The 25,789-nt window shown below is 37.3% G+C and carries 23 protein-coding genes, 1 tRNA gene and 1 pseudogene; 12 read left to right on the top strand and 13 right to left on the bottom strand.

The window, feature by feature from the left end:
* Positions 1–16: 16 nt before the first annotated feature.
* Positions 17–1,732, bottom strand: coding sequence for a GMC oxidoreductase (locus tag B5488_RS12575; RefSeq protein WP_079735575.1), 1,716 nt, complete (start codon positions 1,730–1,732; stop codon positions 17–19).
* A gap of 305 nt (positions 1,733–2,037) precedes the next feature.
* On the opposite strand from B5488_RS12575, the gene B5488_RS12570 reads away from it, so the two are divergent.
* Together B5488_RS12570 and B5488_RS18200 are read left to right on the top strand one after the other, a co-directional pair.
* On the top strand, positions 2,038–2,901 hold the full coding sequence (locus B5488_RS12570) for a sugar phosphate isomerase/epimerase family protein (RefSeq protein WP_079735574.1): 864 nt from the start codon (positions 2,038–2,040) through the stop codon (positions 2,899–2,901).
* Between the two features lie 252 nt (positions 2,902–3,153).
* Positions 3,154–3,291 (top strand): annotated as a pseudogene (locus tag B5488_RS18200) (transposase); the annotation flags it as partial.
* A gap of 168 nt (positions 3,292–3,459) precedes the next feature.
* Here the strand turns inward: B5488_RS18200 and B5488_RS12560 are convergent.
* Together B5488_RS12560 and rseP are read right to left on the bottom strand one after the other, a co-directional pair.
* Positions 3,460–3,533 (bottom strand) — tRNA-Asn (locus tag B5488_RS12560).
* Positions 3,534–3,642: 109 nt separating this feature from the next.
* On the bottom strand, positions 3,643–4,959 hold the full coding sequence (gene rseP / locus B5488_RS12555) for an RIP metalloprotease RseP (RefSeq protein WP_079735573.1): 1,317 nt from the start codon (positions 4,957–4,959) through the stop codon (positions 3,643–3,645).
* 224 nt (positions 4,960–5,183) lie between these two features.
* Here rseP and B5488_RS12550 point away from each other — a divergent pair, with 224 nt between their 5' ends.
* The 4 genes from B5488_RS12550 (at position 5,184) to B5488_RS17990 (ending at position 8,456) form a co-directional block, all read left to right on the top strand.
* Positions 5,184–5,855: an SCO family protein gene (locus B5488_RS12550; protein ID WP_079735572.1), complete on the top strand. Its 672-nt coding sequence runs from the start codon at positions 5,184–5,186 to the stop codon at positions 5,853–5,855.
* 81 nt (positions 5,856–5,936) lie between these two features.
* Entirely contained in the window at positions 5,937–6,167 is a 231-nt protein-coding gene (locus B5488_RS12545) for a FeoA family protein (protein ID WP_079711333.1), read from the top strand.
* Position 6,168: 1 nt separating this feature from the next.
* A complete protein-coding gene (feoB, locus tag B5488_RS12540; RefSeq protein WP_079735571.1) occupies positions 6,169–8,271 on the top strand; it encodes a ferrous iron transport protein B in 2,103 nt (700 codons plus the stop codon).
* 35 nt (positions 8,272–8,306) lie between these two features.
* On the top strand, positions 8,307–8,456 hold the full coding sequence (locus B5488_RS17990) for a hypothetical protein (protein WP_170065306.1): 150 nt from the start codon (positions 8,307–8,309) through the stop codon (positions 8,454–8,456).
* Here B5488_RS17990 and B5488_RS12535 read toward each other — a convergent pair.
* From B5488_RS12535 to B5488_RS12525, 3 genes are all read right to left on the bottom strand, one after another.
* The gene (locus tag B5488_RS12535) at positions 8,453–8,866 is read right to left on the bottom strand and encodes a hypothetical protein (protein WP_146128767.1); all 414 of its coding nucleotides are present in this window, start codon (positions 8,864–8,866) and stop codon (positions 8,453–8,455) included. The two genes, B5488_RS17990 and B5488_RS12535, sit on opposite strands and share 4 nt — an antisense overlap.
* Before the next feature lie 87 nt (positions 8,867–8,953).
* Positions 8,954–9,775, bottom strand: coding sequence for a ZIP family metal transporter (locus tag B5488_RS12530; RefSeq protein ID WP_079735569.1), 822 nt, complete (start codon positions 9,773–9,775; stop codon positions 8,954–8,956).
* 3 nt (positions 9,776–9,778) lie between these two features.
* Positions 9,779–10,435: a metal-dependent transcriptional regulator gene (locus B5488_RS12525; protein ID WP_079735568.1), complete on the bottom strand. Its 657-nt coding sequence runs from the start codon at positions 10,433–10,435 to the stop codon at positions 9,779–9,781.
* A 190-nt stretch (positions 10,436–10,625) separates the two neighbouring features.
* Here B5488_RS12525 and B5488_RS12520 point away from each other — a divergent pair, with 190 nt between their 5' ends.
* Positions 10,626–12,896, top strand: a complete 2,271-nt coding sequence (locus tag B5488_RS12520) for a TonB-dependent receptor (RefSeq protein ID WP_079735567.1) — start codon at positions 10,626–10,628, stop codon at positions 12,894–12,896.
* Here B5488_RS12520 and B5488_RS12515 read toward each other — a convergent pair.
* Positions 12,893–13,627, bottom strand: coding sequence for a TerB family tellurite resistance protein (locus B5488_RS12515; RefSeq protein WP_079735566.1), 735 nt, complete (start codon positions 13,625–13,627; stop codon positions 12,893–12,895). The genes B5488_RS12520 and B5488_RS12515 overlap by 4 nt on opposite strands.
* Positions 13,628–13,844: 217 nt before the next feature.
* Here B5488_RS12515 and B5488_RS12510 point away from each other — a divergent pair, with 217 nt between their 5' ends.
* The 3 genes from B5488_RS12510 (at position 13,845) to B5488_RS12500 (ending at position 15,914) form a co-directional block, all read left to right on the top strand.
* Positions 13,845–14,255 carry a BrxA/BrxB family bacilliredoxin gene (locus B5488_RS12510; protein WP_079720463.1) on the top strand — a complete coding sequence of 137 codons (411 nt, stop codon included), beginning with the start codon at positions 13,845–13,847 and terminating at the stop codon, positions 14,253–14,255.
* A 221-nt stretch (positions 14,256–14,476) separates the two neighbouring features.
* Complete coding sequence (locus B5488_RS12505; RefSeq protein ID WP_079735565.1) at positions 14,477–15,208, top strand: lysophospholipid acyltransferase family protein; 732 nt, start codon at positions 14,477–14,479, stop codon at positions 15,206–15,208.
* A 52-nt stretch (positions 15,209–15,260) separates the two neighbouring features.
* Positions 15,261–15,914, top strand: coding sequence for an HD domain-containing protein (locus tag B5488_RS12500; RefSeq protein WP_079735564.1), 654 nt, complete (start codon positions 15,261–15,263; stop codon positions 15,912–15,914).
* A gap of 50 nt (positions 15,915–15,964) precedes the next feature.
* Here B5488_RS12500 and B5488_RS12495 read toward each other — a convergent pair whose 3' ends face one another.
* Together B5488_RS12495 and B5488_RS12490 are read right to left on the bottom strand one after the other, a co-directional pair.
* On the bottom strand, positions 15,965–18,262 hold the full coding sequence (locus B5488_RS12495; RefSeq protein WP_079735563.1) for a S9 family peptidase: 2,298 nt from the start codon (positions 18,260–18,262) through the stop codon (positions 15,965–15,967).
* A 246-nt stretch (positions 18,263–18,508) separates the two neighbouring features.
* Positions 18,509–18,802, bottom strand: a complete 294-nt coding sequence (locus tag B5488_RS12490; protein ID WP_146128766.1) for a hypothetical protein — start codon at positions 18,800–18,802, stop codon at positions 18,509–18,511.
* Between the two features lie 431 nt (positions 18,803–19,233).
* On the opposite strand from B5488_RS12490, the gene B5488_RS12485 reads away from it, so the two are divergent.
* A complete protein-coding gene (locus B5488_RS12485; protein WP_079733433.1) occupies positions 19,234–20,472 on the top strand; it encodes an IS256 family transposase in 1,239 nt (412 codons plus the stop codon).
* Between the two features lie 61 nt (positions 20,473–20,533).
* Here B5488_RS12485 and B5488_RS12480 read toward each other — a convergent pair whose 3' ends face one another.
* Entirely contained in the window at positions 20,534–22,222 is a 1,689-nt protein-coding gene (locus B5488_RS12480; RefSeq protein WP_079735561.1) for a helix-turn-helix domain-containing protein, read from the bottom strand.
* 84 nt (positions 22,223–22,306) lie between these two features.
* Positions 22,307–22,402: a zinc finger domain-containing protein gene (locus B5488_RS18415; protein ID WP_079735560.1), complete on the bottom strand. Its 96-nt coding sequence runs from the start codon at positions 22,400–22,402 to the stop codon at positions 22,307–22,309.
* A 46-nt stretch (positions 22,403–22,448) separates the two neighbouring features.
* On the opposite strand from B5488_RS18415, the gene B5488_RS12470 reads away from it, so the two are divergent.
* Entirely contained in the window at positions 22,449–23,687 is a 1,239-nt protein-coding gene (locus B5488_RS12470; RefSeq protein ID WP_079733433.1) for an IS256 family transposase, read from the top strand.
* On the opposite strand, the gene B5488_RS12465 is transcribed toward B5488_RS12470, so the two are convergent.
* Both B5488_RS12465 and B5488_RS12460 read right to left on the bottom strand, forming a co-directional pair.
* Positions 23,684–24,460: a DNA-formamidopyrimidine glycosylase family protein gene (locus tag B5488_RS12465; RefSeq protein ID WP_079735559.1), complete on the bottom strand. Its 777-nt coding sequence runs from the start codon at positions 24,458–24,460 to the stop codon at positions 23,684–23,686. The two genes, B5488_RS12470 and B5488_RS12465, sit on opposite strands and share 4 nt — an antisense overlap.
* Before the next feature lie 203 nt (positions 24,461–24,663).
* Positions 24,664–25,740: a PA0069 family radical SAM protein gene (locus B5488_RS12460; RefSeq protein ID WP_079735558.1), complete on the bottom strand. Its 1,077-nt coding sequence runs from the start codon at positions 25,738–25,740 to the stop codon at positions 24,664–24,666.
* Positions 25,741–25,789 lie beyond the last annotated feature (49 nt).

Genomic DNA, 25,789 nt, shown 5'->3' with positions numbered 1-25,789 from the left:
TAAAATAATTCTATAGTTAAACACTTTCTTTCTTGTATTCATTAATAGCATAGTTTGCAGCTCTGGCCGTAAGAGCCATATAAGTTAGTGATGGGTTTTGAGATGCAGACGAAGACATACAAGCGCCATCCGTAACAAATACATTTGGCACACTATGAATTTGATTATTCTTATTTAAGACAGAAGTTTTGGGGTCCCTCCCCATTCTAGCCGTTCCCATTTCGTGAATTCCATTACCTGGAAAACAATCATCCTCATAGCCTCTCACGTCTTCAAACCCAGCTGCCTCTAACATGGCTATTGCCTGCTCTTTAGCATCCTTCCTCATTTTTTTCTCGTTCTCTTTATATTCACAATCAAAGGTGATTGTTGGTAAACCCCATTCATCCAGCTTTTTATAATTCAGGGTCATCTTATTTTCATGATAAGGTAGACATTCACCAAAACAATTAATTCCTATTTGCCATTTACCAGGTTTAACTATGGCCTCTTTTAACTCTTTACCGTATGTCATTTCACCAATGGCCTGGGTCCAGTCTGTTCTACTGGCACCTCCCTGCATTCCATAACCCCTAACAAAGTCTTTCATGGTAGTATCTTTACTCACATTCCTGAATCTAGGCACAAAAAACCCTGAAGGCTTCCGTCCCTTATAGTAGTCTTCCTGATGATTATTTGAAACACCGGAAGCACCTACCTTAAAATGGTGATCCATTAAATTATGACCTAATTCCCCACTATCGTTTCCTAAGCCCGAGGGAAATCTATCTGATTTTGACTGCATTAAAATTGAAGTGGTGGGTATGGCACCTGCACAACAAAAAATAATATTTGCCTGAAACTCTATTTTTTCCCCAGTTTCAGCATCAATTACCTTAACTCCCGTTGCTTTAGATTGTTGATTATCATAAATAATTTCATGTACAATAGAATTTGGTCTTAAAGTCATATTTCCCGTACGTCCTGCAGCGGGTAATGTCGAAGAATTACTGCTAAAGTAAGCACCATAAGGGCAACCCCTAATACAACGGTTTCTAAACTGACAGTTTGATCTCCCCTCCCGTCCTTCAGGATCAGTTAAGTTTGCTACTCTTGAATTAATAATTTTCCTATCAGAAAAATTATTAGAAACTCCAGTCTTCAATTCCTCTTCAACACAATTCAGAGGCATTTCAGGGGTGAAAATACTATCGGGTAATTGGGGCAAGCCTTCAGCTTTACCGCTAATCCCTACAAATTTTTCTACTTTTTCATACCAGGGCTTAAGATCGCTATATCTTACAGGCCAGTCTACACCATGCCCATCATTCTTATTTGCCTCGAAATCTAAATCGCTCCAGCGGAACGACATCCTGGCCCACATCAGAGATTTGCCACCTACATGATATCCCCTGATCCAGTCGAATCTTTTCTCCTCATTATAGGGATGTTTCAAATCGTTTACAAACCAGTGTTTACTGGCATCATTAATTGTATAACCTGTTCTGGCCTGCTTTTCTTGCTTTTTAAGCTCCTCTCTTGTAACCTGACCTTTAAATTCATAATCCCAGGGATCATCATTCATTGTAGGATAATCCTTCACATGCTCAACCATTCTGCCTCTTTCCAGCACAAGGGTTTTAAGACCTCCTTCTGTCAGTTCCTTTGCAGCCCAGCCACCCGTTATTCCAGTACCTATAACGATTGCATCAAATTTTTCTGAAAAGGTTTTATAGGTGTGTTTTTTATTCATTCATTTTTTAATTATGGAAATTTGGGATTTATTTTTAAGAGAGTAAAAACCAAACCTCAAAAAATTAACATTAATTAAATCTAAAGGTAGTTTTTTTAGCAAATTCTTAAGAACTAAATTATACTATGAGGGATACTCCTAATAATACTATTTATTCACTTTATTGTATTATTCTATCATTCTTGAATTTTTTTGATTTATTATTGGTTCTTTAGTAATAAATTATATTTAGATTAGATAATTGAGTGATTAAAATCCTAATTTTCTAAGCTTTGTAAAAAATTAGTAATCTAAAGATTATAAATATGGTACATAGAAGGAATTTTATCAAACAAACCGGACTGGCATTAGTAGCCTGCTCAATTGCTCCAAGTTTCAGTTTTTCGACTAAGGAAAAGTTGGCTATAGGTATTCAGCTTTATTCATTAAGAGAAACAATTGCCGATAACCCCATGGAGATCTTGAAGAAGTTGGCTAATGTCGGTTTTAATGAAATAGAAACCTATGGATACAACGATGGTAAATTTTGGGGGATAAGCATTGCAGAACTTAAAGAAGAACTCACAAAAAATAACCTGATATCACCTAGCGGCCATTACGACGGTAATTCCCTTATTAAAGGGGACTTTGAAAACTTCAAAGAAATAATTTCAGTAGCAAATCAACTCGGTCAGGAGTATATTATTATTCCCAGTATTGAAGAGAACCTTCGTGAATCCAAATCAGACTATCAAAATATTGCTGAAAAATTTAATCAAGCTGGTGAAATGTGCAAGTCGGCAGGAATCACCCTAGCCTATCATAATCATGCATTTGAATTTGAAAAAATGGATGATACTACCGGGTATGATATTTTATTAAATAATACAGATGAAGACCTGGTTACATTCGAAATGGATATTTACTGGGTTGTTAGAGCAGGAATAAACCCTATTTCATTATTTGAAAAATATCCAGGAAGATTTAAATTATGGCATGTAAAGGATATGCATAAAGAAGATCCAGAGCTGAATACCGAAATTGGCAATGGAAGTATTGATTATAAAGAAATATTCAAAAGTGCAGAAATATCTGGTGTAGAACATTATATCCTGGAACAGGAGAATTTTGAAATGCCAGATTTTAAAAGTTTAAACGAAAGTTATAATTATATAACTCGTCTTCTATAATTTTTTTTTATAAATGGGTTTTTCTAAAAAAGGATTTTCGATTTTTATTATTTTGGTTTTACAAAACTAAATCACTTTGAATAAAAAAAATAAACTTTAGCAAATAACCATTGCTTTAAATTAAACTCTCCGTTGCAAGAAATCACTTCCTCTTGACTAGTGTCGAGGTTATCCACAGATATTGGAAGAACCTGTAAAGCAAACTCAGTGCAGGTGGTCTATTCAAAACTCGCCCACTAGTACAAAGATGTAGAGGATACAGAATTTAAGGCCTTCAAATCTATTGCCAAAACCACAACCTTTAATTACAGGTCCATACTCAATTACTTCATCAGCAGAAGTACAAATGCGTCCCTAGAATCTTTCAGCGCAAAAAATAAAAGCGCATAGCGCTCAGTTAGAAGAGGGAAAAATGAAGAATTCTTCTTACATAGATTAACTACAATTTTTGCTTAAACACAACAATTAGGATTGATCCATAAAAAAATGTTGTCCCTATGTTGTCCCCACTAAAAAAACAAAGCCATTCAATTTCTTGAATGGCTTGTCTTTACTAAGCTCCCCCTCTTGGGCTCGAACCAAGGACCCTCTGATTAACAGTCAGATGCTCTAACCAACTGAGCTAAGGAGGAGTGTTTCGCTCTTTTGCGGTTGCAAATATAAACCAAATTTTAAATCACCGCAAAACAAAAATTGAATTTTTTTCAGGTTTTTTTCGGTGAATAATTGTTTCTAATTCTATCATTCAAATAACCAACGGTATACATCGTTTCCATTGGCATAAAGCACCAACGCGATTAAGATAAAAAAGCCAACCATTTGGGCAACTTCCATAAATTTATCGTTGGGTTTTCTACCGGTTATCATTTCATATAAGAGAAACATCACATGTCCGCCATCCAAAGCAGGGATAGGCAAAATGTTCATAAAGGCAAGGATTATAGAAATCAATGCTGTAGTATGCCAGAATCCTTTCCAATTCCAGGTATCGGGGAACAACCCGCCAATGGCTCCAAACCCACCTAATTGTGTGGCTCCTTTTTGAGTAAAAACATATTTAAACTGGGCTACATAATCGTGTAATGTCCAGTAACCATAATCAAAACCTTGCTTAACACTTTCAACAAACCCATACTTTTGTTGTTTAACTTCAAAATTACGTTTAACAGAAAAACCAAGAATACCTTCTTCATCTGGTGCTACCATAACACTCTTAATCTCCTCGCCTCGTTTAAACACGAGCTCCATGTCTTTTTCCTTATTTTCTGAGCTTATTCTCTTTATTTCGTGCCAGTAACCAATCTCCTGGTTATTTAATGCTATTAGGCTATCACCTTTTTGAAGTCCGGCAATACCGGCGGCTTGATCTGGCACAACACTATCCAGTACTGCATTTTGGATAGGAATAAAAGGTATCATAATCCCTTGTTCCCACATTTGTTCCCCTATATCTTCAGGAACCTCAATAACTTCTTCTTCTCCATTTTGATGTATTACAGTAATACTATTTACATCCCGCATAAAAAGGTAGCGATTTACATCATCACTATTTTGAAGATCCTCTCCGTTTATATGCAAAACGCGATCACCATCTTCAAAACCGTATTGCTTAAATTCTTCGGCAATGGCAAAACCTTCTGGCATTTCATCGGGGCCAACATAATTCTTACCCCAAACAAACATGATCATCATATAGATAAGAAAACCAAGTACCAGGTTTACAGTAACTCCTCCAAGCATAATAATAAGTCGTTGCCAGGCGGGTTTACTTCTAAATTCCCAGGGCTCCGGCGGTTTCGCCATTTGCTCCTTATCCATACTTTCGTCTATCATTCCAGAAATTTTCACATAACCTCCCAAAGGCAACCATCCAATACCATAAACGGTTCCACCAATTTTCTTCTTGAAAAGTGCGAATTTCACATCAAAAAAGAGAAAGAATTTTTCTACTCTGGTTTTAAATATTTTAGCGGGAATAAAATGCCCAAGTTCGTGTAAGACTATAAGTAAAGACAAGCTTAACAGTAACTGTATGGCTTTAACTATAAATGGATCCATGCGTAATGCTTCAAATTTTAAATCGCACAAAAGTAAACTTTTATAATCTCCTAAAAAAGTTTAAAAGCCTTCCTGTTATAGTCATCTGAAATTTTAAGTTTTAAACTGCGACTAATTGATTGTTAGCACTTAATTTTGCAGTAAACAATTGTCTGATTTTCGAGACAAACCTCGGAGCATTAAAATCTCGATTATCGAGTAAATTTTCCTGAAAATCTAAAAGTATGCGTGATCTTTTTGCCTGGCTCAAGAAATTTGCCATTGTCCTGTTTATACTTTCGGTAATAATAATTTATAGTATTTATACGCTCTTAACCCCAAAAGAACGTTTACCCGTTTTTCAACCAGATATGGTAAATGCCGAATTGGTAGATTCTACCGTTCAATACGTTCGTAAATACCACACCATAAAAGATTTTGAGCTTATCAACCAAAATGGCGATACTATTACTCAAGATTTTTACGAGAATAAAATTTACGTGGCCGATTTCTTCTTTACCACCTGCCTTACCATTTGCCCCATAATGACCGATCATATGCTGGAAATTCAGCAGAAAATTAAAGATGACCCTGAAGTTTTATTACTCTCCCATACGGTTTTCCCAAAAACCGATTCTGTACCGGTTTTAAAGAAATATGCCGAAGAAAAAGGTGTAATTGATGAAAAATGGAACCTGGTTACGGGCGATAAGAAACACATTTATGAACTGGCTAGGAAATCTTATCTCGCTTCAAAAAGCAATGGCGATGGCGGGCCTTACGATATGATTCATACCGAAAATTTTGTACTTGTAGATAAAGAAAAACGCATTCGCGGATTTTATGACGGTACCGATGCCGAAGCCATAAAAAACCTAATGCACGATATCAAGGTGTTAAAACGTGAATATCGTTAAAAAGGAGTTTTTGTATTGAAATTTTTTCCTGCTGAAATTTTACCTTACTTTTGTCTTGTTTAAAATCAATCTAAATAAAAAGTGAAACGAACCCTGGCCGATTTAAAACGTGGTGAACGCGGAATTATCAAAGATTTTTCTGCAGAAAATATTCCGCTAAAATTGCTCGAAATGGGTTGTTTGCCGGGTAATGAAGTGCAAATGTTACAAATGGCTCCTTTTAGGGATCCCATGTATCTTAACATAAACGGAAGCCACCTGGCTATTAGAAAAGAAATCGCTTTACTTATAGAAATTGACCTGATAAGCTAACATGGCTAAACAAATAAACGTCGCCTTAATAGGAAATCCAAATACCGGTAAAACCTCTGTTTTTAATCAGCTCACAGGGCTAAATCAAAAAGTAGGAAATTACCCCGGAATTACGGTGGAAAAAAAAGAAGGAATCTGCAAACTTCCGCGCGGACTTAAAGCCCATATCCTGGACCTTCCGGGAACTTACAGCCTTAATGCTTCGTCTTTAGATGAAAACGTGGTGATAGAATTATTGCTAAACAAAAGCGATAAAGATTATCCCGATGTTGCTGTTGTAGTTAGCGATGTAGAGAATTTAAAACGAAATCTACTTCTTTTTACCCAAATTAAAGACCTTGGAATTCCAACAATCCTGGTAATTAATATGGCCGACAGGATGGAACGCAAAGGAATTTCCCTTGATGTAGATTTACTTGAAGAACGTTTAAAAACAAAAGTCACCTTAGTTAGTGCCCGAAAAAACACGGGGATTGACGAGCTTAAAGAAGCTATAATCAATTATCGGCATATTTCAAATGAACCTTGTGTTAATGCTTCTATTATTGCTCCCGAATATTTTGAAAGGCTGCGGAAAGCATTCCCAAACCAATCGCTTTATAAACTTTGGCTGGTAATTACTCAAGATGTAAACTTTGGGAATATTAACAGAAACGAGATTAGTAGTTCTGATCTTTTTGACACCAAATCACATACCGAATTAAAGAAACTTCAGCACAAAGAAACTATTTTAAGGTATCAGTTTATAAATGGAGTTTTAAAAGAAGCAATGAAGGTAGATGCCAGTTCTGCCAAAGATCTTCGTTCGCGTTTAGACCGTGTCCTCACTCACAAAGTTTGGGGTTACGCCATATTTTTCGGTATTCTTTTATTGATTTTCCAGGCAATTTATAGTTGGTCCAGTTACCCAATGGATCTTATAGACGAAACTTTTGCTTTTCTAAGTGAATGGACAAAGACAAGCCTCCCGGCGGGTGCCTTCACCAATCTTATTGCCGAAGGTATTATTCCCGGCCTTGGCGGGATTGTTATTTTTATTCCACAAATCGCTTTCCTGTTTTTCTTTATTTCTATTCTGGAAGAAACCGGGTATATGAGTCGTGTGGTCTTTTTAATGGACCGTATTATGCGAAAATTCGGCCTTAGCGGAAAAAGCGTTGTACCATTGGTTTCAGGAACTGCCTGCGCCATTCCCGCAGTAATGGCTACCCGGAATATTGAAAGTTGGAAAGAACGCTTAATCACCATTTTAGTCGTGCCATTTACTACCTGTTCTGCGCGTCTACCGGTATATTTAATTATAATCGCCCTGGTAATTCCAGATCGGGCTGTTTGGGGTTTTAACCTGCAAGGTTTAACTCTAATGTTACTTTATCTTTTAGGATTTGCAGTGGCCATTGGGTCTGCCTGGATTTTGAATTTAATTCTGAATATAAAAACCCGCAGTCAGTTTGTGATTGAAATGCCCAATTATAAACTCCCAATGGGGAAAAATATCACCATTAACGTGATAGAAAAAACCAAATCTTTTGTTTTTGGTGCCGGAAAAATAATCCTGGCCATTTCTATTATTTTATGGGTTTTGGCCAGTTACGGGCCCGGCGATAATTTTAACCAGGCTGAAGAAATCGTTACTTCAGAATATTCACAAAACACTGAGATTTCAGAAGGGGAATTAGAAGAAAAAATCGCTTCATTTAAACTTAGAAATTCCTATATCGGGATTATGGGAAGAGGTATTGAGCCCGTGGTCGCGCCTTTAGGGTACGATTGGAAAATTGGGATCGCCATAATCAGTTCTTTTGCTGCGCGAGAAGTTTTTGTAGGCACTTTGGCAACCATTTATAGTGTTGGCAGCGATGAAGAAGAAACTATTAAAAACAGGATGGCGGCAGAGATTAATCCTATTTTAGGTGGGCCTTTATTTACATTTGCCAGCGGAGTAAGCCTATTACTATTTTATGCCTTTGCAATGCAATGTATGAGTACATTGGCAATTGTTAAAAGGGAAACCAACACCTGGAAATGGCCGGTGTTGCAATTAGTGGTAATGACCCTTTTTGCCTATTTAGTTGCATTGGCGGCTTTTCAATTATTAAAATAAGTGTAAGTTAAAACTTTAAAAACGACTTAATAATTATGGAACTATTACAGGAAATACTTGTTTTTATCACTTTCGCGATCGCACTGGGATACATCTTGACAAAATTTATCTGGAAACCTGCTTTTTTAAAGAAGAAATCTGAAAAAACCAAAGCCTGCGGCGTTTCGGGCTGTGGTTGTGGTTAATTCTCTAGCATTTCCGTTACTTTAAACTTAAGCCGGTAATCTGAAGTTTTTATTTTTCTGGAAGTTTTGGGATATGGCGTAAGCGCAATTGCATTAAGTGAAAAATTACCCTGAAAGAATTTCGCAAGTGATAATTCTTGAGATAGGCTGCTAATAATTTCTTCTCCTACCAACTTTTCATTTTTAAATATTTCAATCAGGATTTTTGCCTCGCCGGCCCAAACACAAGTTACATCGCTCGGACAACGAGAATCTGACAACACCTCTTTAAACCGAATGGTTTTTCCATCAAAATGAAAAGCTTCTCCTACATAGGTTTGAGCATAATGTTCTATCTCTTCAATTTCCTCCTGCGCTGATGCAGGAATTACGAAAAGAAAAAATACAGCGATTAATAATGTTAATTTCAATAAAAAATAACTTCTGTTAATTGGTGATACTTCTTGCATATCTCTTTACTAGTAAAGACTGTGCCACAAGCTAAATGTTGCAAAATTTTATGCCAAACCAACGTCAAGTGTCATCATTACCATAAAACCTAAAATAAAACCCATGGTTGCAATATCGGTGAAATTTCCTTTTTGAGATTCCGGCACTACCTCTTCTACTACCACAAAGATCATCGCGCCGGCAGCAAAAGAAAGTGCATAGGGCAAAATAGGCTCAAATGTCATCACTGCCCAGGCACCAAGTACCGCAGCAAAAGGCTCTACAATAGCCGAAAGTTGACCAAAATTAAAACTTTTCCAACGGCTCATTCCCTGTCCGCGCAGTGGCATGGCAACCGCAAAACCTTCAGGAAAGTTTTGTAAACCAATTCCTATAGCAAGAGCCACCGCACCACCAATACTGGCACCTTCCAGTCCGGCGCCAGCAGCACCAAAAAGCACGCCTACCGCTAAACCTTCGGGAATATTATGCAAAGTAATTGCCAGGGTAAGGAGTATAGATTTATGCCAGGGTGTTTTAATTCCTTCTTTTTCACTCATCTTAAAATTCACGTGCAGGTGAGGCAATATTTTATCGAGACCAAACAGAAAAAGTGCACCCAATCCAAACCCCACAAGTGGTGGCACTGTTTTTTCAAAACCTTCTCCGGGGCTCATTTCTATTCCAGGTGCCAATAAACTCCAAAAACTGGCAGCTACCATAACGCCACCGGTAAATCCAAGCATTCCGTCAAACAATTTTCTGTCCATATTTTTGAAAAGAAAAACCAGGGAAGCTCCGGCTGCGGTAAGTAACCAGGTGAAAATTGTAGCCTGTAATGCTGCCATTACCGGGTCTAATTGCTCAAAATAAGCGATTAAATCTTCCATTTATTACTGTGTTTTTATGTAAAGATTATTTGATATTAATTGCGAAATTCTTAATTGTCTTTCTTCTATTATAATTAGCATAGACCCATCAAAAGCTTCCTTTTCCAGGACTTTGATCTCCTTCCCAAGTGAGATATTATTCTTATCTAAAAACCTAAGAAAATCTGATGATGAATCTTTTACTCCCACGCAAATACCTTTTTCTGCTTTTCCTAATTCAGAAAGTAGCATTTTATTAGCTACACTAAAGTTTCCTTCAGCATCAGGGATTGGATCGCCATGAGGGTCACGTTTAGGAAACCCCAGAAATTTATCTAATTCCTGGGTAAGTTTTTCAGATTTAATATGTTCCAGCTGCTCGGCTATATCGTGTACTTCATCCCAATTAAAATTAAGCTTTTCTACCAAAAAATATTCCCATAGCCTATGCTTTCTAATTACTTCTATGGCGGTTTTCTTTCCCAATTCACTGAGTTTTACTCCCTGGTACTTTTTGTAAATCACCAGTTCTTTTTCCGATAATTTTTTAATCATATCAGTAACCGATGAAGCTTTGGTTTCCATTTCTTCGGCCAGGGCATTGGTACTAACACCAGCCTGGTATTTTCGTTCTAAATGAAAAATTGCTTTTAAATAATTTTCTTCTGAAAAACTAAACATACTTCTAATTTACTTGATAATCGAGATTTAAATGCTCCAAGGCTTATCTCGAAATAAAAATTGTCCCCTGTTTATACCTCGTGAGCTAGCTCCAACATAATTTACGTTTTCCAAAAATACATTTTTAAAATTAAAAACCTATTTTTAGACTTATCTAAATTTATTTTATAGTTTTGACAAAAATAAGAAAATGAAAACATTAGCGATGGTAATTTCTATATTCTACACATTCCTGGGTTTTGCCCAAACAGGCAAACTTTCAGGAAAAATCACTTCTGAAGAAAACCCTGTTGCATTTGCAAATATTTATGTAGAAAATTTAAACCTTGGCACCACGGCTAAGGGAAATGGAGTTTTTCTATTGAAGAATATTCCCTCAGGAAATCACATAATTCAGGTTAGCGCAATTGGGTATAAAAAATTTACACAGGAAGTTTTTATTGCTGAAGCGCAAAGTACCACCCAGAATTTCGAGCTCGAAAAATCTTCTTCAGAACTTGATGAAGTGCTTATTGTAGACACCCAAACCGGACTTACACGGCGCACTCCTTATAATGTTTCGAGCATTAGTATGCAGGGTATAGAAAACAAAGGAAACCCTAACGGGATGATGGGTAGTTTACGGCAAGTTCCGGGGGTTTATGGAGCAGAATTCGGCCAGGGCATTGTAAAACCTTTTATTCGCGGACTTGGTTTCTCCAGGGTAGTTACTATTTACCAGGGCAATAAACTTGAAAATCATCAATGGGGTGCAGATCACGGCCTGGGAATTAATGACCTTGGTATTAAAAAAGTAGAAGTTATTAAAGGGCCGGCTTCAGTTTTATATGGTTCCGGTGCTTTGGGCGGAGTTCTACTTACCCAGGATGATGAATTTTATAAAAAATCCACCAAAATATCGGGAAATATTGGTACTACTTTTAATAGCGTTTCCAACGGAATTCGAACTTATGCTTCCGCAGGAAAATCTTTTGAAAATGGGATTTTTATCGCTACCGATCTTGCTTTTGAAAATCACGCCGATTATAAAAACGGGAATGGAAGAGTAATTGGAAACAGCCGGTTTAATACAAATACACTAAGATTACACACCGGAATTGAAAAGGAAAACTTTCAGAATAAATTATCATTTTCTTTTAATGACCAGAATTTAGGAATTATTCTGGATGAAGAAATGCAGGATTCCCAAAGTCTCGCCACCACAAGGAACGACAGGGAAATGCAATTGCCCTTTCAAGAGGTAAAAGACTATTTACTTTCCTATAATCAAACTACCAAACACGAGAAATTTGAAACTTCTTTACACCTTTCGCACCACTCCAATAATCGAAAGGAAGTGGAGGAAAATTTTGACCTCGTAGACCTTGGTTTACAACAAAACCATAGTTTTTATAATGCCCGAATAAGTTTTCCTAACGGAAAAATAAAGCACAGCTTAGGAACCCAGGGAAGTTTTGTAAAAACCCAGAACATTAAAAATTCGCAGGAATTTTTAATTCCCGATGCCGACGTTATTGAAAACGGATTTTATTATTTGGCAAGCTTAGATATTGAATCCTGGTATTTGCAAGGTGCCCTGCGCTACGATTATAGAAATGTTACCGCAGACGCCAGTTCGGAAGAACTAATTGCCGACGAATTTATACTCCCCGGAAATCCTGAAAATCGAAAACTTATGAGAACCTTTAACGGGTTTACCGGCTCTATTGGAGCCACTAAAAAATTTAACACCAGAAATCAATTAAAACTGAATTTCTCTACCGGTTTTAGGGCTCCAGATCTGGCTGAATTATTTTCTAACGGCCCACATCCTGGTACCAGCCGCTTTGAAAAAGGAAACGACCAGTTTGGCAGGGAACAAAGTTTACAGGTTGATGCCAGCTATACTTACCGAAATAAAAGATTTGAAGGCACTTTTTCAGCATTTGGTAGTCGGGTAAACAATTATATTTACTTCACCGCTACCGATGAAACATTGCCAGATGGAAACCTGGAAGTTTGGTCTTACCTGCAAACCGATGCCGATCTATATGGTTTTGAATTTGAGCTGAAACATAGCTGGTTAAACCAGCAAAGATTGGAAACCAAACTTTCCGGAGCCATTGTTAGAGCCTGGGATATAAAAAACGAGCGGAATTTGAGTTTTATCCCGCCAGATAATTTTAACCTGCAAGTTGGATATTTCGGTTTAAATGATAGGTCACTTTATACTTTTTCAAAATTAAGATTGATAAGTAACCAAAATAGGGCTGGTCTTAACGAAGAAACTACTGCGGGTTATAAATTGCTTAATTTGGGGTTGAGTAAGAAATTCAATTTAGGAAACAATCAGCTGGAATCGGGGATCACAGTTTATAACGCCTTAAATAAAAACTATGTAGACCATATGTCAATTTTAAGAGCGTTTAATGTAAATAGTCCCGGCAGAAATTTCATGCTGAATTTGAAATATAATTTCTAAAGTCCACGTTCCTTTTGAATTTGGTCGTAAGCTTCCTGCACCTTGTTGAATTTTTCTCGAGCGCCTTTTCTATAAGCTTCGTCCATATGGCCTAATTTATCGGGGTGATATTTTTTCACCATATTTCTATAAGCCTTTTTCACCTCAGCATCTGTAGCCGTTTTTTCGATTTCAAGGATTTTATACGCATTATCGGCAGATTTAAAGAACATTGCCTTTAGGCTTTCAAAATCCATTCGGCCAATTCTAAGATAACCGGCAATTTCCTGGATAACGCGAGCTTCAGCTTCACTTACGCGCCCATCGGCTTGTGCAATTCCGAAGAGAAAGTGAATAATTTGCAAACGTGCAGGATACTTTGTTCTGGCAGCCAAATATTGTGAAATTCTTGAAGCCGAAATTTCACGGTTTTTAATTAATTCATTGAAAGTTCTAAAAGTAGCATTGGCGCGTTCTTTTCCGTAGGCTTGCACAAAATAAGAGCGCACATAATCCATTTCAGACTGCGAAACCTGCCCATCGGCTTTAATCACCAGGGAACACAACGAAAGTAAATTTAGTTCAAAATCACCGGGCGAAACCTTTTGTTCCTCCTGCCCGAACATTTGCTTAAATGCTGCACCACTACCTTTGGTCCAGTTATCTATTAATGTTCCTATTATAAAACCTAAAATGGCTCCGGGAAACCGGAAATACATATAGCCAATCACGGCTGCAATCCATTTAAACATGAAGAAAATTTTAAATAAGCCGCAAAGATACCATTTTACTCATTAAATGAGATTTATTTGCTTAAAGCCTTATCTAAAATCTAAGTGAGCTGCAACAACGAACTACCTTAGCTTAATCAATTTAACTTATTAGCACATAATTAATTGAAATATGGGCAGCTGAAGTTAATTTGGTATCTTTGTCACTTACTCAAGTTTAATACAAAAAACAAAATATATGTATCCAGCAGATTTAGTAAAACCTATGCGCGAAGACCTTACCAGCATTGGTTTTGAAGAATTACACAGTGTAGAAGATGTAGAGAACGCAATGAAGAAAGAAGGAACTACCCTTGTAGTGGTAAATTCGGTTTGTGGATGTGCTGCCGCCAATGCAAGACCAGGCGCCAGAATCTCTTTACAGAATGCAAAAAAACCAGATAACTTAGTGACTGTTTTCGCAGGTGTAGATAAAGAAGCTACAGATAAAGCACGTAGTTTAATGGTTCCTTTTCCTCCATCTTCGCCTTCTATGGCACTTTTTAAAGATGGTGAGTTAGTACACATGTTAGAGCGTCACCACATTGAAGGTCGCCCAGCAGAAATGATTGCTGAAAACCTTACCGGCGCTTATAACGAGTTCTGCTAAGCAGCAACAGCTAGTATAATTTATTAAATGGCTGGTTGAAGGTTTTTGTAATTGTCATCCTGAACTTGTTTCAGGATCTAGTTTCAAATCAACTTAGAAGCTAAAACAAGTTCAGCTTGACGAAACAAGACTTTTCAACCAGCCATTTTTATTTCCAATTCCCAAAGTTGTATTTGTAGGTTTACGGCTTAAATACTTAATTTAGCCGCATAATCTAAGTGATGAAAAAAATACTTTCATACCCCTTATCGGTTTTATTCTATTTTTTCTTTTTTTTAAATCTACTGGTTTTTCATCCAATTCAATGGCTGTGTCTAAAACTTGGTGGCTACCAGCCGCATAAAAAAAGTGTAGATATTTTTAATTTATTTTTAATGCGCTGTCTAAATATTTTAGGCACCCGTTTTCATATTGAGAATCCTCACACGATTCCCATAGAAAAACCCTGTATTTTTGTAGCCAACCACCAGGGAATGTATGACATCCCACCAATAATCTGGTATTTAAGAAAACACCACCCAAAATTTGTAAGTAAGAAAGAATTAGGAAAAGGAATTCCGAGTATTTCTTTTAATTTACGCCATGGTGGTTCGGTTTTAATAGACCGAAAAAATCCAAGGGAATCGCTTATTAAAATGGTGAAATTTGCCAAATACCTCAACAAAACGAACCGTTCTGCCGTAATTTTTCCTGAGGGAACCCGCAGCCGAACCGGTGCGCCAAAAAAGTTTGCCGTAAGCGGAATGCAAATGCTTTTTAAACAAATGCCAGAAGCTTTAATAGTGCCAATAACCATTAATAATTCCTGGAAACTCTTTAAACACGGTAATTTCCCAATGGAACCCGGCGTTCATATTAAAGTGAAAGTGCACGAACCCATTGCTGTGGCTTCAGATGATCCTGAAGGTTTGGTCGCAAAAGTAGAACGAACTATAATTACTAATATTAAATAATAAATATGAAACCTCACAGGTTTTGAAAACCTGTGAGGTTTATTTTCACTATATGAATAAACCCCAGATTTTAAAAAACACAAAAACCTTTGTAAAAAAAACCCTTAAAAATGCTGAAGGCGGTCACGACTGGTTTCATATTCAACGAGTTTGGAATAATGCAAAACTTATTGCCAAAAATGAAGATGCCGATCTTTTTATAGTTGAACTCGGGGCGCTTTTACACGACATTGCCGATTCTAAATTCCATAATGGCGACGAAAGCCTGGGACCTAAAGTTGCTTTAGAATTTCTTCACGAACAACGTGCTTCCCCTGAAATTATTAATCACGTGGTGAAAATTATTGAAAACGTATCTTTTAAAGGCGGAAATATTCAGCAGGAATTTAATTCTCCAGAGCTGGAAATTATACAGGATGCCGACAGATTAGATGCACTGGGCGCCATAGGAATTGCCCGCACTTTTAATTACGGCGGATTTAAAGGCCGGGCCCTTTATAATCCCGAAATTTCACCCGATCTTAATATGAGCAAAGAAGAATATAAAGCTTCTACTGCGCCAACCATTAATCATTTTTACGAAAAACTGCTTTTATTAAAAGACCGAATGAATACTAAGACAGGACGTGAAATTGCCCAAAAGCGACACGAATTTATGGAGCTTTACCTGGAGCAGTTTTATGCAGAGTGGGAAGGCTCAAAATAATAAAGGCCAGTGCAAATTGCACCGGCCTTTTAATTTAATTGTACGAATAGCTAGCCTTTAACCGGCTCTGCTTGTTCTACTTTAAGATGTTCTGCAAAAAAGCCCATCATAACTTTATAAAGGTCCAATCGGTTCTCTTCTTTACCGAAGCCATGCCCTTCATCATATTTTACCATATAGGGAACCTCCACACCTTTTTCTCTAAGAGTTTCCACAATTTGATCAGCCTCGTTTATATTTACGCGAGGATCGTTGGCTCCCTGTACCACTAACAACGGATTCTTTATTTTATCTACGTGCAATGCCGGAGAAATTTCGTCCATAATTTCTTTTTCTTCCGGATTACCTGGATTGTACCATATTTTATACAATAACTCGCGGTATTTTTCCCAGTAGGGTGGAATAGTTTCCATAAAGGTGTGTAAGTTACTTACACCCACATAGTCCACCCCACAAGCATATTTATCGGGTGTTTTTGTCATTCCACGTAATACGGCATAACCACCGTGACTACCGCCATAAATCGCCACCCGGTCTTTGTCTACCCAACCTTGTTCTACCACATAATCTATCCCGTCTTCTACATCGTCCATTGCTTTACGGCCTATTTGTCCAAATCCGGCTTTTAAAAACTTCTTGCCATAACCCCCAGAAATCCTGAAATTAACGTGTAAAGTTGCATATCCACGACTTGCAAATAATTGTGCTTCTGGGTTAAAACCCCAGCTATCACGAATTCCTTGCGGACCGCCGTGCGGATTTACAATCAAAGGTACACGTGTACCTTTTTTGTAGTTATCTGGTAGTGTAATATATCCATGAAGCGTTAACCCATCCCGACTTGTAAAGCTAATAGGCTTCATGCTTGCCATATCTTCAGCTTTTAACTGTGGCAACAATTTATATAATAAGGTCACGCTATCTTTCTCTACATCGTATAGATAATATTCGCCAACAATTTTATCGCTGGTGACCGCAACCATATATTGCGATTCATCATCGGTTTTTCCAACAGTGAAAAACTGCTTATCGCCAAATTCTTTTTGTAAGCGTTTATAGATTTTCTTATAAGTGTCACTTACCGGAACAACCACTGTTTTTTCTCCTGTATAGCTAAAATAATCTATTTCATAATTTCGTTTTCTGGAAAGCGAGATACCCGAAACATCAAAAGTATCATTACTGAAAACAGTTTTTATCTTTTTGTCCTTCTTTAAATCGTAAAGTTGGATCTCTATTTTATCGTCTTCCAGATTAGAAACCACATAAGCATCGTCAGGATTTTCGGAATTCGGGTTAAAAGAAGAAATCCCAAAAGTATCACCAAACTCGGTAAGTTTTACCCGCTTGAATTCGCCGTCAATCTCATAGAGCAGTTCTGTATTTACACCATCTACAATTCTTGTAATAGCTCGCAAGTTGCCTTTACGATCAAAATTGTACCCAGCAACCGGTGGGTCACCTGCTTGTACCGTGTACAATTTGGTAACCTCGCCCGTATTTATATTAAGACGATACGGCTCTTCCTGTTGTACATTGTCCTTATTCATCTGCACAATCACGTGGTCTTCGTCTTCTTTTAAAGATTCTATTATATTAACCCTTACGCCCTCAAAAGGTGTAAGTTCCTTGTCGTTTTCGCCAGTAACATCTACCCCAAACACGTGATAGTTTTCATTACCGCCTTTATCCTGAAGGTATACAATACGTTCATTGTTTGCCCATGAAAAGCCACGAATTAAATCTTCCTCTTGTTTTTTCAGAAGGGTTTCTTTTTGGGTTGCAGTTTCCTTTAAATACAGGTCCCGCTCTCCGGTTTTTCTTCGCTTCATATACGCTATATATTTCCCATCTGGAGATAGCTGAAACGAAAAGGCTTCGGGGGTTGTAAAATAATCTTCTACTGAGTATTTGTAATCTCCAGTTTCTTTTGCAGCGAGTTTATCTAATTCGGCATCAGTTGATGGCAATGCAATGTTTCCTGGTTTTTTCTTCACAGTTTTCTTCAATATTAGCGGGTATTCTTTGCCCATTTGTTTGTAAGTTCCTTCAATACCATCTTCGGTTAATGTGCCTGTATAGGCCATTTGCATTTTAGCCGATTTAATGGTTACGGTATCGTTTTGCAAAACTACCGAATCCAGTTCGATTCCTGAAACTCCCTGGGCAGGAACATCCAGGCTTGCTTTATAACCATCTTCTACTGGTGAAATGTTAAAAATTAACTCCATTTGTGTTCCCTGTAAATCTAGATTGCCACTATAGGAGCCATCTAGTTTTTGAGCTTGTACCGATGCCACTAAGAACAGCACTGCTAATATAAATGAGTGTTTTACAAGTGTTTTCATGTTATTTGGTTTAGAATATTAGTTGTACGATTAGATAAATTGTTACACCTATTAAGATGCCAATAGCAAGTTTTATAAGTTTAATGCGTTTTGTAGTGTGATTTTTCACGATTAATGATTTTGTAAATGAATATATTGGGTTACAAATATGTAGGCTATAAATGCAAAGGAAATGAGCCATAAAATTGATTGCTTTTTTGAAGTATTCATTGTAGTAGTTTTTAGTTTATCTTGAGTGTTTGTAGATTACAAGATGTTTCCATCCTTGATTTTCACGGTTTCTGTGCTATCATCTGATTTGAAGTAAAAGGTGACAAAATCTATCGAATTATAATTTTCAACATCTTTTTTTAGAATACGGTTTAATCGGTTTGCTTCCTTTTCTGCAGAAGAAGAATAAGAGGGATTTATTAATGTGATGTCTAATTTTGAATTACTGAAACCATCCTGTTTATTAAATTGAATTCCAATGGCGCGATCTTCTACTATTACACTTTCACAATTACAGTTTTGCTGAAGACTCCTTTCAATAGAATTCACTAAACTCTTATTGGATTTTACCATTTTGCCAATTCCAAAACCAAAGGAAATACCTATAATAAACCCTAAAATTATTTTTAAGACCAGTCTTTTCTTCCCTTTTTTTCATTTTTCATTTTCATAATATTTTTTTACGTGGTTAACTTCTGAAATCAAATTTGCAACACAAAAACTCATTAAAAAAGAAAAGGCAACCCAGTTTCAGAAAATTAGGGAACATGAAAAATTACGTTAAACACTGTAAACAAAAGGATTAAAAATAAAATAGATTACTTTAAAAAGTAGAAATTATGCTAAACCTATATTTATAAATTTAGGGTGCGAACGGGTATTTTAAGTGATATTCTTAATTTCCTTAATGTAAAAAGAGAGGGTGTAATCTCAAGTCTGTCTAGACTTTGAAAATTAAATTAAAATTTTTAGACTAGATTATGACACAAGAAGAGATTAAGGAATTAAAGGAAAAAGCATTAAAACAATTTTTATCAGGAGAATCCCTAACCGGCAAAAACGGCGCTTTTGCTCCAATGCTTAGGGAGTTTATGGAAGAGGCCCTGGAAGCAGAAATGTCTTCGCACCTTTCCGATGAAGAAAAAGGCTCAAAAGCAGGTAATAAGCGTAATGGCAAAGGCAAAAAGACCCTAAAGAGCAGCCAAGGGGACGTCACCATTAACACGCCCCAGGATCGTAACAGTACCTTTGAGCCGGAGATCGTAGCGAAACGCCAGCGTATCCTGGCCGATAATTTAGAAAAGCAGATTATAGGCATGTACGGGATGGGCAATAGCCTGCGGGATATCTCAGCTCATATAGAGGAAATGTATGATTCCAAGATATCCACACACGTTCTAAGTGATATTACGGACCGGGTGATTCCCAAGGTTAAGGAATGGCAGGATCGCCCCTTGGAGCCGGTATATTGCATCCTATGGCTCGACGCGATGCACTTCAAGGTACGCGAAGAAGGCAAAGTAAAGCACAAGGCCTTGTATAATATTTTAGGAATAAATAAAGCTGGAAGAAAGGAAGTGCTGGGTATGTATATCTCGGAAAGTGAAGGGGCCAATTTTTGGCTTCAGGTGCTGACCCAATTAAACAACCGTGGCTTAAAAGATATTCTGATTGCCTGTACGGATAATCTTACGGGCTTTAGTGAAGCCATTCATTCTGTTTATCCCAAGACTGATATTCAGCTATGTATTGTCCACCAGATCCGCAATAGTATGAAGTATGTGGCCAGTAAGGATCAAAAAGATTTTATGAAAGACCTTAAACTGGTGTACAAGGCTGACACCAAAGACCAGGCTGAATCGGCTTTACTGGATCTGGAAGAAAAATGGGGCAAAAGATATCCCATAGTGATCCGTTCCTGGAATGATAACTGGGACCGATTGAGTGCTTATTTTGAATATACCGCACCCATTAGAAAACTCATATACACCACAAATGCCGTAGAGGCTTTTCACCGGCAGGTAAGAAAAGTAACCAAGACCAAAGGCGCTTTTACCAATGATATGGCACTATTGAAGCTGGTTTACCTAGCTACCAGAAGAATTGAAAAGAAATGGAACGCCCCACTGCAGAACTGGGGTTTGGTAGTTCAACAATTAGCTATTAAATTTGAAGGTCGGCTAGAGTTGGACTTAGCCACCAATGAAACGAAAAACTAAAATTTTCTTCTCCCGGGGGTACCCCCGGGAGAAGAAGCAGACAGAGTTGAGCTAACACTCCCTAAAAAGAAGGGTTAAGACCCGTGTCTTTTTTGAAATATTTAGTGAAAGAATCTGCCGATTTATAACCCACCTCCTCTGCGATGGATTGAATAGAATACGATCTAAAAATCGCATCGTTCTTTAACCTTGTAATCGCATAATTTATACGAAGGTCGTTAATGTAAGTATTAAAATTCTTTCCATAATGGTTATTGATCACTTTAGAAAGGTAAGAGGTGTTGGTTCCAATTTTCCTGGCTACATTATAAGAATTACAATCTTGTCTTAAAAAATATTCCTTTTCTTCTAGTTTTTTGAGACCCTCAAGTATTTGTTGCTTTGTTTCTTCCGGCACTTCGGAAATATTTTTTTCTTCCAGCTCTTCGTCTTTGGTATCAATAATACCTCCAGGAGATTGGGCTGCCTCAATTTTTGCCAGTAATGTTTCAAATTTTAATTCGTCTGCTTTCTTATTTCGGTAAAATTTCAGCAATAGAAAGAGGAGCCCTAAAATAATAATAGAACCTCCCAATAATAAATAGTTTAGGTTTGATTGATTTTCTTCTTTTTCAGAAACCAAAGCATCAAAATCTTTTTTAAATGTGGCTCTTTCTTTTTTAATAAAGCTTTCCCTGGCGTCTTCTTTAAGTTTGTTAAATTCAGCTTGCGTGCTAAGGTATTTTTCAAAATAATAACTTGCTCTTTCAAAATTGCCCGTGTATTTATAAGCTTCTGCTAACTTTTCGTAATAATCCTGCATAAAGCCTTCTTCTACGGCAGTTACCCGATAATCGTCCAGACCTTTCTGTAATATTCTAATAGCCTCGTGATAGTTTTTTGCGCCAACTTCTATTTTACCCAAAGCATACGCTTTGTTTAGTTGCATTAAATCATATTCGCTGGGACAAACAGCGTATGCTTTTTCATAGTTTTGTCGAGCGTCTTTAAACCTTTTTTCTTCGTATGCTATCTCAGCATTTATAGTATCTCTATAAACTGCATAGCAAGTATCCAGTTCTTTTTCTTTAAATTTCTTAATGTAAGCACTATATAATTTTGCAGAGTCCAGTTGTTTTAATTTTAAGTGCGAAATAGCCAAACTGTTATATATTGAAACAATACTGCTATTCTTTTCTATTTGATTAAAATTAGAATCAAGAGGTTTGTTTTGGTAGTGTACTAATGACTTTTTGTAAGTGTCTATAGCTTTTCCTGTATTGCCACTTAAATCTTGAACAGCAGCTATTTTATTAAGTGCAGTTTCTCTATATGCCTCATCATTATGGGCTTCGGCAAGTTGTAATAATTTATTATAATAGAAAAGTTGCTTATCAACTGTAGTTACAGCTTGTTGCAAGTCTCCAAGTAAAGAAAGCGACCTCATCTCCAGCTTTGGAAGGTTGTTATTTTTGGCAAATTCTAAGGTTTTTTCAGCATGCTCATTGGCTTCCTTATACATCCGGAACCTAACATAAATTAGAGCAATAGATTCCATCCCTAACCATTCTTCGGTTTTGTCCTTCTCCCTCTTTCCTCTTAAAATATATGCTTCAGCAGCGTCGATTGCTTTCGACCTCTCAGAAAATTTATATTTATTAATGGAGTCTCTAATAGCATCAAAAGGTAATTGAGATAGCCTCTCTTCGGTTTGTGAAAATGAAGAAAACACAAATGTGACCGTAAAAAAAAGCAAAAGGTAATATCTCATAAATAGTGAGTAGCCAGAAAGCTATTTTTGTAACACTATGCTAAACATACCAAATAAATCTTTTAGGAAAGTTAAATGCAAGACTTATTTCTCCTTTTGGCAAGTAGGGCAAAAATAAGTAGTTCTCCCAGAAACCTTAATTTGTTCAATTTTGCCATTATTCTGAGGGTGTAATCTCAAGTCTGTCTAGACTTTGAAAATTAAATTAAAATTTTTAGACTAGATTATGACACAAGAAGAGATTAAGGAATTAAAGGAAAAAGCATTAAAACAATTTTTATCAGGAGAATCCCTAACCGGCAAAAACGGCGCTTTTGCTCCAATGCTTAGGGAGTTTATGGAAGAGGCCCTGGAAGCAGAAATGTCTTCGCACCTTTCCGATGAAGAAAAAGGCTCAAAAGCAGGTAATAAGCGTAATGGCAAAGGCAAAAAGACCCTAAAGAGCAGCCAAGGGGACGTCACCATTAACACGCCCCAGGATCGTAACAGTACCTTTGAGCCGGAGATCGTAGCGAAACGCCAGCGTATCCTGGCCGATAATTTAGAAAAGCAGATTATAGGCATGTACGGGATGGGCAATAGCCTGCGGGATATCTCAGCTCATATAGAGGAAATGTATGATTCCAAGATATCCACACACGTTCTAAGTGATATTACGGACCGGGTGATTCCCAAGGTTAAGGAATGGCAGGATCGCCCCTTGGAGCCGGTATATTGCATCCTATGGCTCGACGCGATGCACTTCAAGGTACGCGAAGAAGGCAAAGTAAAGCACAAGGCCTTGTATAATATTTTAGGAATAAATAAAGCTGGAAGAAAGGAAGTGCTGGGTATGTATATCTCGGAAAGTGAAGGGGCCAATTTTTGGCTTCAGGTGCTGACCCAATTAAACAACCGTGGCTTAAAAGATATTCTGATTGCCTGTACGGATAATCTTACGGGCTTTAGTGAAGCCATTCATTCTGTTTATCCCAAGACTGATATTCAGCTATGTATTGTCCACCAGATCCGCAATAGTATGAAGTATGTGGCCAGTAAGGATCAAAAAGATTTTATGAAAGACCTTAAACTGGTGTACAAGGCTGACACCAAAGACCAGGCTGAATCGGCTTTACTGGATCTGGAAGAAAAATGGGGCAAAAGATATCCCATAGTGATCCGTTCCTGGAATGATAACTGGGACCGATTGAGTGCTTATTTTGAATATACCGCACCCATTAGAAAACTCATATACACCACAAATGCCGTAGAGGCTTTTCACCGGCAGGTAAGAAAAGTAACCAAGACCAAAGGCGCTTTTACCAATGATATGGCACTATTGAAGCTGGTTTACCTAGCTACCAGAAGAATTGAAAAGAAATGGAACGCCCCACTGCAGAACTGGGGTTTGGTAGTTCAACAATTAGCTATTAAATTTGAAGGTCGGCTAGAGTTGGACTTAGCCACCAATGAAACGAAAAACTAAAATTTTCTTCTCCCGGGGGTACCCCCGGGAGAAGAAGCAGACAGAGTTGAGCTAACACTCCCATTATTCTTGGGACAATCTGCATATTTTTTACGCACCGAAGTTAGATAAGACTTCGGAAGTTTACTTCCCTCTATGCGGGCTTCTTTTACTACTTCCAGAACTTCTTCGATCTCTTTAAAAATTTCTGTTTTTTCTTTTTCTGAAAGTTGATCTACTTTTGTAGTTGGATGAATTTTAACCTGAAATAATATTTCATCGGCATATAAATTCCCAATTCCGGCGATGAGTTTTTGGTTCATCAGCAAAGCCTTAATCGTTCCCGTTCTAGTTTTTAATATTTTAAAAAATTCCTCCTCTTTTAGCGCAAGAGCATCAACTCCCAAATTATTCTCTTTTTGAAACTCAGCTAAACTTTTGGTTAAATAAAGTTTTCCAAATTTACGCGGACAGGTAAAGGAAACCCGGGAATGGTCTTCGAAAGTAAGCGTAAGCTGCGCATATTTAGGTGTTTCTTCGTGTTGGTAATATTCCAGTTTCCCTGTCATTCCAAAATGCACAACCAAAACCCCTTGCTTTTCTAACTTCAGAAACAAATATTTTCCCAAACGCTCACTGCCGGTAAATTGATTGTCTTTCAGCGTTTCTTCAAATATACTTTTAGCCGATTGGTATATTTTTTTATCGCCGGTTTCTATTTTTACGATCTTTTTATGCAGAATAGTAGCATCGGCATATTTTTTCTGGTAAGCAACTTCTGGCAATTCAGGCATATTTCGGTTTTCGGTTATGAGTTCTGGATCATCAGTTCTTCTCTTGTCTCTAAAATATTAATGATTTCAGCTTTAAGCTTATAAATTCATCATAAAATTTAAAATCAAATGGGCTAAAGGTTGAAGGTAGCTTCTTTTCATGTGAGATTCCCTAAGAAAATTCGGGATAAAGTCTGAACCGAATTCAGAATGACGGCAGTCTTTTAAAATAACTTCATTTGTCCGTCTTTGAATTGTTCGTGGAGATCGCAGTTTAAAACTGGTCTTTCCCTTCTCTTTAGATACTTTGCTTTAGCAATTTTAAACTGCTGCGCAACCTGGCTTGCAAATTCGCCTTCGCCTTTCATTCTTGTACCAAACCTACTATCGTTTAAACTTCCGCCGTGAACGCTTTCTATTTGATGCAAAACTTTATCGGCCCTATCTGGCATCGCTTTCTTAATCCAGTCGGTAAAAATTCCCCCAATAGCTCCGTTTAACCTAACAATGGTATAGCCTACGCCCAGGGCGCCCCTTTCAGCTACTGCTTTAACCAGCGGCATAATTTCGTGGGAATTTATAGACGGGATTATAGGCGCCATCATGACACTCACCGGAATTCCAGCTACAGAAAGCTTTTCTATAGTTTCCAGTCGTTTTTTAATACTGGCCGTTCTGGGTTCAAGAATTCTTCGGGTTTCTTCTTCAAGAGAAGTGACCGATAAGCTAACGTTTACCAAATTATCTACTGCCAGGTCTTTTAAAATATCTATATCCCGTTGAACAAGTGCATTTTTGGTGATAATACCAACCGGATGTTTATACTTTAAAAAAGTTTGGAGCAACTGTCGCGTAATTTTTAATTTTTTCTCGACAGGCTGATAGCAATCGGTGTTTCCCGATAGCACAATTGGCATAGCTTCCCATTTTTTACTACTGATTTTCTTTTCCAGCAGTTCAACTGCATTTCTTTTTACGAGAATTTTCTGCTCAAAATCAAGTCCCGCACTATAACCCCAATATTCATGCGAATTCCGAGCATAACAGTAAATACAACCGTGTTCACAGCCCTGATAAGGATTTAGCGAAAATCCCATCCCTACATCTGGACTGTTGACTTTATTTACAATCGTTTTTGGAAAAGTGTCTATTAAAACTGTTTTCGAGTTTTGCACCTCGTCACCTTCATTCGCACAGTGATTTAGAAAGTCATTGCGAAATTCGTGATTGTGCGCATCAAAGCGATTAGACACATTTAACTGCGCACCCCTTCCGTAGATAAAATCTTTATTATTGGACATATTACAAATTTATGGAATATATCCAATTAAGGAAATAAAAACTAAGCTT

Origin of the sequence: Salegentibacter salegens (assembly GCF_900142975.1) — a bacterium.
Taxonomy (GTDB): Bacteria; Bacteroidota; Bacteroidia; order Flavobacteriales; family Flavobacteriaceae; genus Salegentibacter; species Salegentibacter salegens.
The sequence above is the reverse complement of the archived record's forward strand: the minus strand, read 5'-3'. Positions and strand labels throughout refer to the sequence as shown.

Coding starts and splice junctions, on each gene's coding strand:
- B5488_RS12575 (WP_079735575.1), bottom strand. CDS start 1,732: ATGAATAAAAAACACACCTATAAAACCTTTTCAGAAAAATTTGATGCA.
- B5488_RS12570 (WP_079735574.1), top strand. CDS start 2,038: ATGGTACATAGAAGGAATTTTATCAAACAAACCGGACTGGCATTAGTA.
- rseP (WP_079735573.1), bottom strand. CDS start 4,959: ATGGATCCATTTATAGTTAAAGCCATACAGTTACTGTTAAGCTTGTCT.
- B5488_RS12550 (WP_079735572.1), top strand. CDS start 5,184: ATGCGTGATCTTTTTGCCTGGCTCAAGAAATTTGCCATTGTCCTGTTT.
- feoB (WP_079735571.1), top strand. CDS start 6,169: ATGGCTAAACAAATAAACGTCGCCTTAATAGGAAATCCAAATACCGGT.
- B5488_RS17990 (WP_170065306.1), top strand. CDS start 8,307: ATGGAACTATTACAGGAAATACTTGTTTTTATCACTTTCGCGATCGCA.
- B5488_RS12530 (WP_079735569.1), bottom strand. CDS start 9,775: ATGGAAGATTTAATCGCTTATTTTGAGCAATTAGACCCGGTAATGGCA.
- B5488_RS12525 (WP_079735568.1), bottom strand. CDS start 10,435: ATGTTTAGTTTTTCAGAAGAAAATTATTTAAAAGCAATTTTTCATTTA.
- B5488_RS12520 (WP_079735567.1), top strand. CDS start 10,626: ATGAAAACATTAGCGATGGTAATTTCTATATTCTACACATTCCTGGGT.
- B5488_RS12515 (WP_079735566.1), bottom strand. CDS start 13,627: ATGTTTAAATGGATTGCAGCCGTGATTGGCTATATGTATTTCCGGTTT.
- B5488_RS12510 (WP_079720463.1), top strand. CDS start 13,845: ATGTATCCAGCAGATTTAGTAAAACCTATGCGCGAAGACCTTACCAGC.
- B5488_RS12505 (WP_079735565.1), top strand. CDS start 14,477: ATGAAAAAAATACTTTCATACCCCTTATCGGTTTTATTCTATTTTTTC.
- B5488_RS12500 (WP_079735564.1), top strand. CDS start 15,261: ATGAATAAACCCCAGATTTTAAAAAACACAAAAACCTTTGTAAAAAAA.
- B5488_RS12495 (WP_079735563.1), bottom strand. CDS start 18,262: ATGAAAACACTTGTAAAACACTCATTTATATTAGCAGTGCTGTTCTTA.
- B5488_RS12485 (WP_079733433.1), top strand. CDS start 19,234: ATGACACAAGAAGAGATTAAGGAATTAAAGGAAAAAGCATTAAAACAA.
- B5488_RS12480 (WP_079735561.1), bottom strand. CDS start 22,222: ATGAGATATTACCTTTTGCTTTTTTTTACGGTCACATTTGTGTTTTCT.
- B5488_RS12470 (WP_079733433.1), top strand. CDS start 22,449: ATGACACAAGAAGAGATTAAGGAATTAAAGGAAAAAGCATTAAAACAA.
- B5488_RS12465 (WP_079735559.1), bottom strand. CDS start 24,460: ATGCCTGAATTGCCAGAAGTTGCTTACCAGAAAAAATATGCCGATGCT.
- B5488_RS12460 (WP_079735558.1), bottom strand. CDS start 25,740: ATGTCCAATAATAAAGATTTTATCTACGGAAGGGGTGCGCAGTTAAAT.